At 55.2% G+C, this 14,797-nt stretch carries 10 protein-coding genes; 6 read left to right on the plus strand and 4 right to left on the minus strand.

Annotated features, from left to right (window positions below):
* Positions 1–198: 198 nt before the first annotated feature.
* On the plus strand, positions 199–1,281 hold the full coding sequence (locus Q9245_RS12420) for an efflux RND transporter periplasmic adaptor subunit (protein WP_305897488.1): 1,083 nt from the start codon (positions 199–201) through the stop codon (positions 1,279–1,281).
* Positions 1,282–1,286: 5 nt separating this feature from the next.
* A complete protein-coding gene (locus Q9245_RS12425) occupies positions 1,287–4,364 on the plus strand; it encodes an efflux RND transporter permease subunit (RefSeq protein WP_305897624.1) in 3,078 nt (1,025 codons plus the stop codon).
* Positions 4,365–4,372: 8 nt separating this feature from the next.
* On the opposite strand, the gene Q9245_RS12430 is transcribed toward Q9245_RS12425, so the two are convergent.
* Entirely contained in the window at positions 4,373–5,998 is a 1,626-nt protein-coding gene (locus Q9245_RS12430; RefSeq protein WP_305897489.1) for a methyl-accepting chemotaxis protein, read from the minus strand.
* Between the two features lie 108 nt (positions 5,999–6,106).
* Here Q9245_RS12430 and Q9245_RS12435 point away from each other — a divergent pair, with 108 nt between their 5' ends.
* On the plus strand, positions 6,107–6,826 hold the full coding sequence (locus Q9245_RS12435; RefSeq protein WP_305897490.1) for a pseudouridine synthase: 720 nt from the start codon (positions 6,107–6,109) through the stop codon (positions 6,824–6,826).
* Here Q9245_RS12435 and Q9245_RS12440 read toward each other — a convergent pair.
* The 3 genes from Q9245_RS12440 to Q9245_RS12450 all read right to left on the minus strand — a co-directional run bounded on the left by Q9245_RS12440 (position 6,823) and on the right by Q9245_RS12450 (position 10,545).
* A complete protein-coding gene (locus Q9245_RS12440) occupies positions 6,823–8,244 on the minus strand; it encodes an amidase (protein WP_305897491.1) in 1,422 nt (473 codons plus the stop codon). The genes Q9245_RS12435 and Q9245_RS12440 overlap by 4 nt on opposite strands.
* 133 nt (positions 8,245–8,377) lie before the next feature.
* Complete coding sequence (gene djlA, locus Q9245_RS12445) at positions 8,378–9,160, minus strand: co-chaperone DjlA (protein WP_305897492.1); 783 nt, start codon at positions 9,158–9,160, stop codon at positions 8,378–8,380.
* A gap of 104 nt (positions 9,161–9,264) precedes the next feature.
* Positions 9,265–10,545 (minus strand): MgtC/SapB family protein, encoded by a 1,281-nt coding sequence (locus Q9245_RS12450; protein ID WP_305897493.1) that lies wholly within the window; start codon positions 10,543–10,545, stop codon positions 9,265–9,267.
* A 230-nt stretch (positions 10,546–10,775) separates the two neighbouring features.
* Here Q9245_RS12450 and Q9245_RS12455 point away from each other — a divergent pair, with 230 nt between their 5' ends.
* The 3 genes from Q9245_RS12455 to Q9245_RS12465 all read left to right on the plus strand — a co-directional run bounded on the left by Q9245_RS12455 (position 10,776) and on the right by Q9245_RS12465 (position 14,766).
* A complete protein-coding gene (locus Q9245_RS12455; protein ID WP_305897494.1) occupies positions 10,776–12,263 on the plus strand; it encodes a SulP family inorganic anion transporter in 1,488 nt (495 codons plus the stop codon).
* A gap of 76 nt (positions 12,264–12,339) precedes the next feature.
* A complete protein-coding gene (locus Q9245_RS12460; protein WP_305897495.1) occupies positions 12,340–13,191 on the plus strand; it encodes a universal stress protein in 852 nt (283 codons plus the stop codon).
* 15 nt (positions 13,192–13,206) lie between these two features.
* Entirely contained in the window at positions 13,207–14,766 is a 1,560-nt protein-coding gene (locus Q9245_RS12465) for a phospholipase D family protein (protein WP_305897496.1), read from the plus strand.
* Positions 14,767–14,797: the final 31 nt, after the last annotated feature.

Consider the following 14,797-nt stretch of genomic DNA (forward strand, 5'->3'; position numbering starts at 1 on the left):
CACGACCACCAGGATTAGCTTGACTAGGACGATTACAGCAGTGAAGTTCATAAAATCGACAGTTTGCTCTGAATAGAGTTGAACAATATGTGTAGAATCTACCGCACGTTTAAAACCGGTTGCAACTACTTATTGCAAATTGTTTGCATAAATCCAACTTTCACGGCAACCAAAAACAATGAAAACGGCGAGAGTGGTATGACGAAAGCAAAGTGGGGTTCTTTGGGGCTATCGCTGCTGGTAATTGTGGCTTTGATCCTCTGGTTGACGACCGGAGAGGTCAAGGTAGCGAGCAACGATGCGCCGGAAACGCCCGAACAGCAGGAGAAAGAGCCTACTCAGGTCGAAGTGGAAATCCTGAAAGCGGAGCTCTACCAGCCCTCGATAAAATTGCAGGGGCAAATCGAACCTTGGCAGAAGGTCATGGTCAGTGCACGCACGGCGGGAACGGTTGAGCGCTTGCAGGCCAACCTGGGGCAGCAGGTAAAAGCAGGTGATCCTCTGTTGAAGCTCTCCACCGATGGCCGTGATTCTATCGTAGCCAGCTGGCAGGCACGCATACGTAAGCTGAACGCCGATTTATCTGCGGCCCGTAAGCTGAAAGCCCGAAACCTGGTGGCGGAGAAGGAAATATTGAGTCTGGAGAGCGAGCTTGCGGCGGCGCGGGCGGAGCTGACGGCGGCACAGCTGACTCTGCAGCACCTGAACCCTGTGGCGCCGTTTGATGGGGTGGTCAACCGCCGCGAAGTGGACCCCGGAACGCTGGTGAAAGTAGGCACGCCCTTGCTCGAACTGGTACAGATTGATCGGCTGAAAGCCACAGGCCAGGTGTCTCAACAAACGGTGAAAGACGTTCAGCCCGGGCAAGCGGTTGAAGTCATACTACTGGATGACACCCGCCTGGCTGGCGTGGTCAGCTTTGTTGCCAGTGCTGCTGATACCGCTACTCGCAGCTTTGCAGTAGAAGTGGTGGTCGAAAACCCGGAGCGTAAGCGCGCGGCGGGCGGCACGGCGACCCTGAATGTGCGGTTGCCTGAGCAAAAGGCCATGTTCATTTCGCCCGCGTATCTCAGCCTCAATGATGATGGGCGCCCCGGCGTGAAGTATGTTGATTCGAACAATCAGGTGGTGTTCGAAACGGTCAAATTACTCAGCATTTCCACCGATGGAGCCTGGGTAACCGGCTTGCCCGACGAAATACTACTGATCACTCGCGGAGCCGGATTTGTGGTCGCCGGTGAGGTAGTGAATCCGGTTGATCGTTCCGACAAGCGGGGCTGATGATTGTGAGAACCCTTATTGCAGCTGCCATGGACAGAAGCCGGACCACCTTGCTGGCATTCTTGTTTCTCCTGATGGGTGGAATGATTGCTTACCAAGTGATTCCCAAGGAATCGAGCCCTGATATCGCCATCCCTGTGATCTATGTCGCCATGACTCTCGATGGCATCAGTCCGGAAGATGCCGAGCGTTTGCTTGTCCGCCCCATGGAGCAGGAGTTACGTTCGCTCGAAGGCATCAAAGAGATGCGGGGTAACGCCTCTGAGGGCCATGCCTCCGTCATGTTGGAATTTGATGCCGGGTTTGACGCTGATAAAGCGCTGCAGGATGTGCGGGAAAAAGTGGACACCGCCCGCAGCAAGCTGCCGCAAGAAGCCGATGAGCCTCGGGTGCATGAAATCAATATCTCGCTGTTTCCGGTACTTTCCATTGGCCTGTCTGGCCCCCTGTCAGAGCGTGAGTTGATCACGATTGCTCGGCGTTTTCAGGATGCCATAGAAGCCGTGCCTGAAGTATTGGAAGTGGATATTGGCGGCGACCGGGAAGACCTGTTGGAAATCGTGGTTGATCCGCAGGTGCTTGAAAGCTACGGCATCGATTTCAATCAACTCGCCGCTATGGTTAGCCGCAACAATCGCCTGGTGGCAGCCGGTTCACTGGATACCGGTAGCGGTCGCATGTCGTTGAAAGTGCCTGGTGTGATCGAGTCGATTGAGGATGTGATGTCGATGCCCATCAAGGTAGATGGCGACACCGTCGTCACCTTCGGTGATGTCGCCATGTTGCAGCGGACATTTAAAGATCCGACCGGTTTTGCGCGAATCAACAACGAACCGGCCCTGGTGTTGGAGGTGTCGAAACGATCCGGTGCGAACATTATTGCCACCATCGAAAAAGTTCGCTCACTGGTTGAACAGGTGAAACCCCAGTTGCCGGACGCGCTCGAGATTCGCTACATCATGGATCAGTCGGAGGAGGTTCGGGACATTCTCTCAGACCTGCTCAACAACGTGCTGACGGCGATCGTTCTGGTGCTTGTTGTGGTGATAGCGGCCATGGGCGCGCGTTCGGCTCTGTTGGTTGGACTAACCATTCCGGGGGCGTTCCTGACCGGTATTCTGGTTATCTGGAGTATGGGATTAACGCTCAACATCGTGGTGTTGTTCAGTTTGATTCTGGTGGCGGGAATGCTGGTGGATGGTGCCATTGTGGTGTCGGAACTGGCGGACCGTAATTTGACCGATGGCCAACCGGTCAAAACCGCTTGGGTTGAGGCAGCGTCACGAATGGCGTGGCCCGTGATCGCATCGACGGCAACCACGCTGGCGGTGTTTGTGCCGCTGCTGTTTTGGCCGGGGGTTGTGGGTGAATTCATGAAGTTTCTGCCGATGACCGTGCTGATTTGTCTGGTGGCCTCACTGGCCATGGCGCTTGTATTTCTGCCGGTTATGGGCGGTGTCAGTGGTGGCCGGCGCGTTCATGAAGATGCGGTCGAAGGGCGCATTATGAAAGCCTACCGAAGCACCTTGGGCAACATTCTTCGGCGCCCCGGACTCACCCTGACCGGGGCCCTGGTACTTATCGTTTTGATCTATGCCGCCTATGGCCGCTTCAACCATGGCGTCGATTTCTTTCCGAGTGTGGAACCGGATTCGGCACAGGTTCAGGTACGTGCCCGGGGCGATCTTTCGGTCCTTGAGCGCGATGCCATTGTTCGTGAAGTAGAGCGCCATTTGCAGAACATGCCAGAAGTAAAAGCGCTGTACGCCCGCTCGATGCTGGCCACCGGCAACAACATGGCGCCGGATGTTATCGGTGTTTTGCAGTTCCAGTTCACCGATTGGCATACGCGCCGGCCGGCCACGGAAATATTGGAAGATTTCCGTGCACGAACCGCAGGCATCCCCGGTATAGAGCTGGAGTTCCGAAAACAGGAAGGTGGCCCGGCAGACGGCAAACCTGTTGAGCTGTTGGTCAGCAGTCTGGATTCCGGGCAGCTTGATGCCTACGTGGATGAAATTGAACAGACCATGCAGCGTATCGGCGGCTTTATCGATATTGAAGATGATCGCAGTTTGCCGGGCATTGAATGGCGCCTGCAGGTAAATCGCGAGGCTGCCGCTCGTTTTGGGACCGATGTACTGAGCATCGGTAGCGCCGTGCGTTTGGTGACCAACGGGATGGTTCTGGCTACTTATCGGCCCGAGGATGTTCGGGATGAAGTCGATATTGCGGTGCGGGTACCGAATAACTGGCGTGAGCTTGAGCACCTGCAGCGGCAGACCATTAATACGCCTCGGGGGCAGGTACCATTGTCGGAATTCGTGACTTTGGGGCCGGGTGACAAAACCGGCAGTATCGTGCGTGTGGATGGTCAGCGTACCGTCACCATTAAATCTGATGTGGCGCCGGGCCGGCGCATGGACGAGCTGCTCAAGGCCTTGCAAGAACAAATGCCGGAACCACCGGAAGGCGTCACGCTGCGCTTCGGTGGCGAAAATGAAGATCAGCAGCAAGCCTCTAGCTTCCTGATGAGCGCGTTTTTGGTGGCGATTGGTATGATGGTGCTTATTCTGCTCACTCAATTCAATTCCATGTACCAGACGTTGCTTATTCTTTCCGCCATTGTGCTTTCGACTGCGGGAGTACTCCTTGGCCTGCTGCTGAACGGCCAGGCGTTCGGCATCGTTATGGTGGGCATGGGTATTATTGCGTTGGCGGGTATTGTGGTGAACAACAACATCATTCTGATCGATACCTACAATCAGATGAAGCGAGAAGGCATGGAAGCGTTCGAGGCGGCACTCGAAACCGGCTGTTTGCGTTTCCGCCCGGTGCTTTTGACCGCCACCACCACGATTCTTGGCCTGATGCCTATGGTACTGGGCGTTAACGTGAACTTGCTGGAGCCGTCGTTAGGATTGGGGGCGCCGTCCACTCAGTGGTGGACTCAGTTATCCAGCGCAATCGCCGGTGGCTTGGCGTTTGCCACCTTGCTTACCTTACTGCTGACCCCAGCTTTGCTGGTGCTGGGGGAGAACGCCGGTCAGCGATTTCGGCTGCTGACCGGCCGCTCCGGCTAAAGCCGGGCTCAGTGTTGTAAGCGCTGGGCAATGGCCTGGGCTTTGCCGGCCATTGCCTCGAGTTCCGGAACAGCCCGCAGGTTGTCTTCTGCCGCTTTGGACATTTTTTCGGAAATCTCGGCCACTTCCGTAACGTTTCGATTGATATCCTCACTGACGCTGGTTTGCTCTTCAGCAGCTGTCGCAACCTGAGTGGTCGCGTCATTTACGCTGAGCATGCGCTGATTGATAACTGCCAGCGTTTGCCTGACGGCATCCACGGAGTCGCTGCTCTCTCTGGCGACAATCCCGGAGGCCTCCATATACTCTGTGGCATCTTTAGATCCAGACTGAATATTGGCGATAATGCCGTCAATTTCCACCGTAGACGCCTGTGTTTTTGCTGCCAAATTGCGTACTTCGTCAGCCACAACGGCAAAACCTCTTCCCGCCTCTCCGGCTCGTGCCGCCTCAATCGCGGCATTCAATGCCAACAGGTTGGTTTGGTCTGCAATCTCGCGAATAACCTGCATAACATTGCCTACCTGCTCACCGCTTTTCGCCAGTTGCGCTACGGTTTCGGTAGAGCTTTGGATTTGGTCCGTCAGGCGATTCATGCTGCTGACGGCAATGTTGATCTGATCGTCGGCATGACGGGTCTGATTGGTGGTTTCATCAACCTGACCGGCCACGGAGGCCGCGTGGCGAGCGACGTCCTGCGCCGTCGCAGACATTTCGTTCATGGCGGTGGCGATCTGGTCGATACGCTGGTGTGCTTGATCTGATTGGTTCGAAACGGCATCGGCACTGGTGCGGATCATTGCGCCGGTATCGGCCAATTGGGTGGCATTCTGCTTCATCAGTTCGCCGGTATCGGTCAGGAAACGATGCAGAACCCGCGCCGTATCTGCCAGTTTGCCCAGTTCGTCCCGACGCTCAAGGGTAACCGGGTCGGACAGATCGCCTGCGCCAATTTTGGATAGCTTGCCAACGAGCTCCTGAGTAGGGCGTATCACCGAGCGAATCAATGCAATCAAGCAGGCGAGGGTGCCCAGAATGATAGCGCCAAGCAACAGACTGCCCATAAACCATGTGTCGGACGTGGCATCTTGGCGCAACTCAGCCGAGCGTGAAACGGCAACATCCCGGATTTGCGTGACCGCACCCTCAATCATCCGGCTCGGCTCCCGGTCGATGCCGGCCACTGCCTGATCTCCTGCGGTGTGGTCGAAATTTGCGGCTTCAAATCGCATGAAGCCTTCGCGATAGGCGCGTCCCATGGTTTCATGAGACGCTTGGAATCGTTGCATCAGCGCTTTTGCTTTGGCATCCGTCAGCGTCGGGATCAATTGATCAAGCTGGTGCTGAATGTTTGCTTCCGTACTCTGAAACCTATTCCAGTACTTTTCACGCTGCGCCGGATCCGTTCCCCGAATCAATACGTTCTTCCATTCCTGAACCTGTGTTTTGAAATCGCTCAGGATGTCCTGAGCCTGGATGGCTTGGACCATTTCGGCGCTAACCAGGTGATCGTAATGCTCTTGCACTTTCAATGAACTGTTGAAATACATCGCCGCCATGGTTGCAATCAGAATGTTGGCCAGCGAAACAACGGTGAGAATTCGGTTCAGGATACTTTTGGTGTACCACTGCATTGGAGGTAATCCTGTTTCATGTGGGGGTTGAACGGTATGATTCGGTCGTACGGAGCGGTCAGGAGAACCCTGCCGTAGATAGCTTCCTATTATCGGCCATTCGTGAAAATGCTGAACCCCCTTTTTGAAATTTATTCTGACCAGTGGCTACTGGCCGTGCACAAGCCATCCGGGCTGTTGGTGCACCGAAGCCCCATCGACAAGCACGAAACCGAGTTTGCCTTGCAATACGCACGGGAGCTGAACGGCGGCCAGCATGTGTATCCGATTCATCGGCTGGACCGACCTACGTCGGGCGTGCTGCTATTCGCTCGTGACCCGGATACGGCCAGGCTCATGGGGCAGGCGATGATGGCCGGCGAGGTGTCGAAAACCTATCAGGCGGTGGTGCGTGGCTGGACACCGGATTCCGGAGTGATTGATCACCCTTTGAAGGAGGAGCCGGAAGATCGGCGATTGAAAGGGCAGGAACAGCCGGTTCGAGAAGCGCTGACTCACTACCGGAGATTGGCAACCAGCGAATTGCCTGTCGAAATCGAGCGCTACCCCACCAGCCGCTATAGCTGGATAGAGCTATACCCGAAAACCGGAAGGAAGCATCAGCTGCGCCGGCATATGAAGCACATTAATCACCCGATTATTGGCGATGCCAATCACGGTCGGGGGCGGCATAACCGGTACTTTGCCGAAAGGTTCGGGCAAGGCCGACTGTTGTTGGCTGCCACGGAGCTGCATTTTCAGCATCCGGTCACGGGTGAGCCGGTTGTCCTGAAAACACCGCCGGAACAGAGTTTTCAGGACGTATTGACTCTCTTTTCACAGACTTAACGCAAGGCGGGAAACCCGTGTTCCGCTTCCAGGGTGTAAGCCAGTTCGAGCAGTGTGCGTTCGTCGCCGTGCTTGGCCATGAACTGGACTGATATCGGAAGGTTGTTGTTGGTCAATCCCATCGGCACTGAAATAGCTGGAGCTCCGGTGGCATTGGCCAAAGGTGTGAAATTGGAATACTGCGTCAGCCGTTCGAACAGGGTATCGAAAGGCACCGTCGGGCTAAGGTGGCCCAGCGGGGGCGTGGTGTGGGCGAGTACCGGTGTCAATACCGCGTCATAACCGGTCATCTCACGTGCGTAATCGTGCCAGGAGCGCTTCAGGCGCCAAATGGCAGCAGGAAGTTTCCAGAGATTCTTACGGGTTCTGCGATCGAGGCCGTGGGTCAGGCCGTTCACCTTGTGTTTATCAAAATCGGGGTGAAGGATCTTATGGCCTTTAAGTTTCATGCCAAAGGCGAGCATGCCCCAGTAAAGTGCGAAATCGTCCGGGAAGGATTTCGCCACAGGAACGCTCATGGGCTCAACGATATGCCCGGCCTGTTCCAGCAGTTTGGCCGTTTTCTCAACCGTGGCCCGGGTATCTGCGTCCGTCGGGTGGCCGTTAATGGAGTCGAAGACCAAGCCAATCCGCAGGCGTTTCTCACCCGGGCCCCGCACATGACCAATCTTGGGTAATTTCCGATTGTAGAAGTAGTGCTCTGCATGGGCGTAAAAGGCGGCACTGTCGCGCACTGACCTTGTCACTACGCCGTCACTGACGATATCCACGGGCATGCTTTTCGCTGCTTCGTTCAGGATAACCCGACCTCGAGTGGGTTTGAGCCCGATCAGGCCGCAACAGGCGGCGGGAATGCGAATGGAGCCACCACCGTCGTTGGCGTGGGCAATTGGCACCACTCCTGCCGCGACCATCGCTGCCGAGCCGCCAGAGGATGCACCGCTGGAGTAGGCCAGGTTCCATGGGTTTCGGGTCGGTTCGCTGTTGGCAAACTCGGTGGAGGCATTGAATCCGAATTCCGGCAGAGTGCTCTTGCCGAGGCATATGTAACCCTGCGCCAGCATCTGTTCAACAAATGGGCTGGTGGCTTGGGCGGGGCTGAGCGGCACAGCTGCGGAGCCGTGTCCGCTGGGTAAACCTTTTACGTCTACGTTGTCTTTGATGAATGTCGGAACGCCCGCGAACGGAGATTGAGACGCACCTGCCACTTCGGCGTGCGCCCGTGCTTGCTCGTAATTGTCGGTGGCTACACCATTGAGTACTGCCTGAGCCTGCCTGGATCTTGCAATCGCCGCTTCGGCGACTTCACCTGCAGATACTTCGCCGCAGCGAATTCGTTCGGCGAGATCTGTCGCATCGGACGAGCCGAGCGCATCATCCTGAAAACAGTGAAAAGAGGCAGGCTGTTTGTGGTCCATTCCATACTCCGGATCAATCGATTGGAGCTAAACCATAACGCAGCTTGAAACGTGACGACATATCATTTCAGGTATGTCGTCACGATCAGTAGGGGAGTTTTTGACAGTTGGGACGTGGGCGACTTTGGGGTGTTTAAGACGCCTTTTTTCTGGCGTCCTTGATGACGTCGTAGGCGTGGCTGATTTCTCGTGTGCGTTCTTCCGCCATTTCCCGCATGCTCTCGGGCAGGCCTTTGCCTGCCAGTTTGTCGGGATGGTTTTCGCTCATCAATTTGCGGTACGCGCGTTTGATTTCGGTATCGGAAGCGGCTGGTGCAACGCCGAGTACCTTATAAGCATCCTCCAGTTGCTGACCGGTCGAATAATTCGTGCTGCTGCCGGCCTGGCCTGCGTGAGCGCCGCGCAACATGGCTTCGAGCTGGTCTACCTGGCTTTCAGGCAGGCCCAGCCCTCTGGCAATGCGCAGTAGCATTTCGTGTTCGGCGGGGTGAACCTGGCCATCGGCCGCGACCGCGGATACCTGAATCTGAAGAAACATCTGAAGCAGGGCCGGCTGCCGGCCCGCAGCCGCAAGAAACTGCTGAAGCGCGGCGTCTAAATCAAAATCCGGCTGCTTACCGCGGTTAAACGCCGCTTTGGCGATCGCCTTTTGCTCTTCGTTGAGCCGGAACCGTACGAACATGGTTTCAGCCATTTGGATCTCATCGCGGCTGACCACTCCGTCGGCTTTGCACAAGGCACCCATTACCGAGAATGCCGATTCTATGAAATTCTGCTGAATGTGCTGCAGCCCGCCGACCAGCTTGCTTTTCAGACGCTGAAACAGGAAAGCGCCAATGGCAGCGCCAATCAAAAAGCCGGGAAAGCGGCCAAAGGCGTAACCGATCAGGCCACCAAAGATCATAGCGAACAGCATTCAGGATTCCTTTAGGTCATTATCAATAGCTGAAATATACGGGTTTTTTGTCGTGACTTCATGAACAGGCTTTCATTCATCGGCATGTTTCGGTCGTGACAACACTATTGCAACCAGGCCGCCAGTAAGCCTGCGGCAAGAGAGAGCATCATAGGGACGGCAACCAGGAGCCCGACATGGCGGTTGCCAATGGCCCAGGCAATACCGGACTTCACCAGATTGTTGACTGAGGCGGCAACGACAATCCCCAGAACCGCCGCTTCCATACCCAGGCCGTTGTTAGACATACGAGTCAGCGACAAAGTGATGGCATCGACATCGGCTATGCCAGAGGTGGCGGCGAGGGCATAGATGCCGGCATCGCCAAAGGTGTTTTTAAGAAACTCACCGAGCAGCAAGATCGCTGTTAGCAACACACCAAATACCGCTGCGGATGCGAGGTCCAAGGGGTTCTGGGACAGGATGGGTTGGCTCACCGATTTATGTCGGATGTTGCTGCGCCAGATATAAAACGCGGGGCCGTATAAAAACACGGTCATCACCAGCACGGGCATGACAAGGTCAGGTAACAGCGCGGGATTGATGATCAGGCAGTAAACCAGAATGCGGGGGAACATGGTACCACAGGCAATCAGAATCCCTGCGGCGAACTGCGGGTTGAGCACGGGATTTTGTTTCGACTGGCGAGCAAAATGCAGCGTTAGCGCGGTTGACGAACTGAGGCCGGCAAAAAGGCTGGTGAACAATATGCCTTTCTGGGTGCCGGCCACGCGGATGGCAAAATAGCCGACGAAGGAGATGGAGGCGATCATCACCACCATCCACCAGATTTCTCTGGGATTCAGCACTCCACCAGGCCCCATCCGCTCGTCGGGCAACAAGGGCAGCATGACCACCGAAATCAGCAATAGCTTCAGTGCGGCGTCCAGTTCATGAGCCTGCAGTTTCCTAACCCAATTATGAATTTCTTGTTTGTTGTCCAGAATCAGGGCGGTGACAACCGCAGCGGCAGTCGCAATCACCGGGTCGATGGCAACGGCGACGGCGCCAAAGCAGAAGGTCAGAAGCATGCCGATCAAACCGGTGATGCTGAAGTTACGAATGTGTGTCAGACGCTCCCGATAGGCAACCAGCCCGATGGCTGCGACGCAAAAGAGCAGTGCGGGGAAGGCCCAAACGGTTATTTCGGTGGCCAGAACCGCTGATAAACCACCAAGAAAACCCACCAGTGAGAAAGTTCGGATACCGGCAATGCGTTCCCCGGCCTTTTGTTCTCTGGCCCCCCAGCCTCGTTCAAGGCCAACGATGGCTCCAAGCAGTAATGATAAGGCCAGGTGGAGAGCGGTTTGGTTCGAGGCAATAAACTGGCTTGCAACATCATCCATGCAGTTTTTCCGTAAATAGTGAGCCGTTGTGTTTCAGTTTAGGAAATTACAGAGCGCGGGGCATCTTTGGCCTGCGCGGTTGTGGGGGTTTGTTACTTTTTTGGGCAGTTTCTGGTAAGCTTCGCGCCCCAAAATCTGTAGTTATCTGCCTTCCCTGGGTTTTCTGTGCGCTGTTTTAGCTGCGCATGTGACTGTTTCTTTTTTCTCTGTGTAACTGGATATCCCCAACCATGGTGAACTCACTTAAACAAGATTGGCTCTCGAACATTCGAGGTGATTTGCTGTCCGGCATCGTGGTGGCTCTGGCGCTGATACCCGAGGCCATCGCGTTCTCGATCATTGCGGGTGTTGATCCCAAGATCGGGCTTTATGCGTCTTTCTGCATCGCCGTTATTATCGCGTTTGTGGGTGGCCGGCCCGGTATGATTTCGGCGGCGACCGGTGCTATGGCACTGCTGATGGTGACCTTGGTAAAAGAACATGGCCTTCAGTATTTGCTGGCTGCCACGCTTCTGACCGGTGTGTTTCAGATAGCCGCCGGCTACCTGAAGCTGGGTAGTTTGATGCGTTTTGTGTCCCGCTCGGTGGTGACCGGTTTCGTAAACGCGCTGGCCATTCTGATTTTCATGGCTCAGTTGCCTGAACTGACCAACGTAACCTGGCACGTGTATGCCATGACGGCGACCGGGCTGGGTATTATTTATTTGTTCCCCTATGTACCCAAGGTGGGCAAGCTGATCCCGTCTCCTCTGGTGTGCATTATCTCTATGACCGCCGTGGCCATGCTTCTGAACCTGGACATCCGCACGGTCGGCGATATGGGTGAACTGCCGGATACCCTGCCGATTTTCCTGTGGCCTGATGTGCCGTTCAACCTCGAAACACTGATGATTATTTTGCCGTATTCTGCCGGGTTGGCGGTGGTAGGTTTGCTGGAATCCATGATGACCGCAACCATCGTGGATGATCTGACGGATACCACCAGTGACCGTAACCGGGAGTGTAAAGGTCAGGGCATCGCCAATATTGGCTCTGGTCTGCTGGGCGGTATGGCGGGTTGTGCCATGATCGGTCAGTCTGTCATCAATATTAAATCGGGCGGCCGTGGCCGTTTGTCGACGCTGACAGCGGGTGTGTTTTTGCTGGTGATGGTGTTGGTGCTTGATGAGTGGCTGGTGCAGATTCCGATGGCCGCGCTGGTTGCCGTGATGATCATGGTGTCTATTGGTACGTTCAGCTGGACCTCCATTCGGGATCTGAAGAATCACCCGCTTTCGACTAACATCGTGATGGTGGTAACGGTCGTGGTTGTGGTTGCTACCCATAACCTGGCGTTCGGTGTTTTGGCGGGCGTGCTGCTGGCGTCCTTGTTCTTCGCCAATAAAGTGGGGCATTACATGGCGGTGACTTCCGAGCTGGACGAAGCAACCAATACCCGTCGTTATACGGTAACCGGCCAGGTGTTCTTCAGTTCTTCAGAAAAGTTCACGGCTTCCTTTGACTTCAAAGAAGCGGTTGATAATGTTGTGATTGACCTCAGTCGCGCCCATTTTTGGGACATCACTGCAGTTGGTGCCTTGGATAAGGCCGTAATCAAGTTCCGCCGAGAGGGTGCGGATGTCGAGGTGATTGGCCTGAACGAAGCCAGTGCAACGATTGTTGACCGGTTCGGAGTGCACGATAAACCCGAAGCGGTAGATCAGCTGATGGGGCACTGACGTGCCCCGTGTCAACGCAAATGCGGATGGGCAATGCCATAATAACAAACAGAATTCTGATAAAGGCGAGGCAGACATGTTGAGAGTTGTAGCCTGTATTGATGGTTCCAGAGCTGTGCACGCTGTGTGCGATTACTCAGCCTGGGCAAGCCGGCACATGGAAGCACCCTTGATGCTGTTGCACGTTCTGGATGACGAACGTTATCCGTCGGAGCCGGATCTGGCCGGCAATATCGGCCTCGGGAGTCGTGAGCAGCTTTTGACCGAGCTGGCGGAACTCGATCGCAAGCGGTCCAAGTTGGCACTTGAGCATGGACACCACATGCTGGACGAGGCGGAAAGCCGGATTACCGCCTCGGGCACGGCTGAGGTGGTGAAACGGCAGCGCCACGGTAACCTGACCGACTCTCTGGTGGCACTGGAACACGACACCCGATTGTTCGTAATGGGTTTGCACGGTGAGAGCAGCTCGGACAGCAATCTGCATGTCGGTAGCCAACTGGAAACCGTGATTCGCAGTGTGCAGCGCCCGATTCTTCTGGTGCCGGATGAGTTTTCTGAGCCGAAAACCGCCATGCTGGCGTTTGACGGAAGCGCAACCGCGTTCAAAGGGGTGGAGATGCTGGCGGCAAGCCCGGTTTTGAAAGGCATACCGCTGCACTTGGTGATGGTGGGTCCCGATACCGCTGATAACTGGGAACAGCTGAAGAAAGCCAAAGCCAAGCTGTCTGGGTTGGATGTGGAGATCACCCTGGCCATTCGGCAGGGCGATGTGGAACCCACCTTGCACGCCTACCAGAAAGAGCAGGGTATCGACATGCTGGTCATGGGCGCCTACGGTCATTCTCGCATTCGGCAGTTCCTGGTGGGTAGCACCACCACGACCATGCTGAAATCCGCAACCAAGCCGTTGGTTATTCTTCGCTAATCAGGAACGTCCGTCATGCCCGGCAAGCTGCAGACTTCGCTTATCAAGTCATTGAGTTTGTGGCTTCTGTTAGGGGGGTTGACGGGGTGCGCCTCGGCGCTCAAACCGCTCGAGCATGATCAGAATCTGGCACACGAAGCAGTGGCTGATTCGTTCTTCACTCAGCAGGCGGAAAAACATCTATCCGACAGTCAGCCGGATACAGGGTTTCTGCTCCTCAATACAGGCCGCGATGCGTTTCTCGTGCGTGCGGCACTTATCGAATCTGCCAGCCAATCTGTTGATGCCCAATACTATATCTGGAATGACGACAACTCCGGGCGTTATCTTGCCGGCCGTTTGTTAGCGGCGGCAGAGCGTGGCGTTAATGTCCGGCTGTTGCTGGACGACATCAACGTGGCCGGTAAGGAATCGTTGTTTGCCGTACTGAACGGTCATCCTAATATTCGCGTTCGCATCTTCAATCCGGCTCGCTCGCGCAGCGGTATTGGCCGTTTCTTATCATTGATTCTCGATTTCGACCGCATTAACCGACGCATGCACAACAAAACGTTTGTGGCGGATGGCTATGCCGGCATTGCCGGAGGCCGAAATATCGGTGACGAGTATTTTGATGAGCATTCTGAGCTGAATTTTCGGGACCGTGACGTCATGGCACTGGGTCCTTTGGTTGGCGATATGACCGACAATTTCGAAGCCTATTGGAATAGTCAGTGGTCGTACCCGCTTGAAGATATCTACCAGCCACAACCTCCGGAACTGGCCGTCAGCGCCCGGTCACGCTTGATTAATGAAACGGCGCAGGCTCAGTCATTTAAAGCGATACCACCTCAAGGGCATGAGGCTGCAGACACTTTGCTGGAGGAGCGCTTTGCCAGCTTGATTCAAGCACCGGCCAAGCTGGTGTATGACCTGCCACCGAAAGACCCGGAAGCTCCCACAGATACGCCGAAGCTCACAGCGCAGGCTCTTTACGGATTGGTTTCACAGGCCGAGACAGAAATTTTGGTGGAATCGGCGTATTTTGTATTGGCTGATGAGCAGCTCAGCGATTTGCGCGAGGTGGTGAAGCCGGGGCTTTCGATACGTGCGATTACCAACTCGCTGGCATCGAACGATTTGGTGACCAATCATTCGGCCTACGCCCGGTGGCGCGAAGAAATGCTTGAAAGTGGCATCGAGCTATACGAACTTCGTCCTGATGCAAAAGGATGTAAAGCGTGGGTCCTTAATGAAGCGGCTTGTGATAGCGGCGCCGTCAGTCTCCATTCCAAAGCCGTTGTATTTGACCAGCGTACTTTGTTTGTAGGTTCGCTCAATGTAAATCTTCGCTCAATCTATTTGAACGGTGAAACGGTGCTGATCATTCAGAGCCCGGAAATGGCTAAAGCCGTATCTGACGATATCCGTCATTCCATGACACCCGGAAACAGCTGGCATGTGACACTGGATGAGAATGGCGATTTATTGTGGCAATCGGCAGATCAACAGGTGCATCAAGAACCGGATGTTGGTTTCTGGCGCCGAGCGAAATCCCGTTTCTTGTCTTGGCTGCCGCTGGAAAAGTATCTATAAGTGTCTTAGGCAGCACGCCTCACCGCAGCGT

Source organism: Marinobacter sp. MDS2, assembly GCF_030718085.1.
In the GTDB taxonomy this organism is placed as follows: Bacteria; Pseudomonadota; Gammaproteobacteria; order Pseudomonadales; family Oleiphilaceae; genus Marinobacter.

What these genes read in the sequence shown, in the direction of transcription:
- Q9245_RS12420 (WP_305897488.1), top strand. Translation starts at nt 199, where the DNA reads ATGACGAAAGCAAAGTGGGGTTCTTTGGGGCTATCGCTGCTGGTAATT.
- Q9245_RS12450 (WP_305897493.1), bottom strand. Translation starts at nt 10,545, where the DNA reads ATGGATGATGTTGCAAGCCAGTTTATTGCCTCGAACCAAACCGCTCTC.
- djlA (WP_305897492.1), bottom strand. Translation starts at nt 9,160, where the DNA reads ATGCTGTTCGCTATGATCTTTGGTGGCCTGATCGGTTACGCCTTTGGC.
- Q9245_RS12430 (WP_305897489.1), bottom strand. Translation starts at nt 5,998, where the DNA reads ATGCAGTGGTACACCAAAAGTATCCTGAACCGAATTCTCACCGTTGTT.
- Q9245_RS12455 (WP_305897494.1), top strand. Translation starts at nt 10,776, where the DNA reads ATGGTGAACTCACTTAAACAAGATTGGCTCTCGAACATTCGAGGTGAT.
- Q9245_RS12460 (WP_305897495.1), top strand. Translation starts at nt 12,340, where the DNA reads ATGTTGAGAGTTGTAGCCTGTATTGATGGTTCCAGAGCTGTGCACGCT.
- Q9245_RS12465 (WP_305897496.1), top strand. Translation starts at nt 13,207, where the DNA reads ATGCCCGGCAAGCTGCAGACTTCGCTTATCAAGTCATTGAGTTTGTGG.
- Q9245_RS12440 (WP_305897491.1), bottom strand. Translation starts at nt 8,244, where the DNA reads ATGGACCACAAACAGCCTGCCTCTTTTCACTGTTTTCAGGATGATGCG.
- Q9245_RS12435 (WP_305897490.1), top strand. Translation starts at nt 6,107, where the DNA reads ATGCTGAACCCCCTTTTTGAAATTTATTCTGACCAGTGGCTACTGGCC.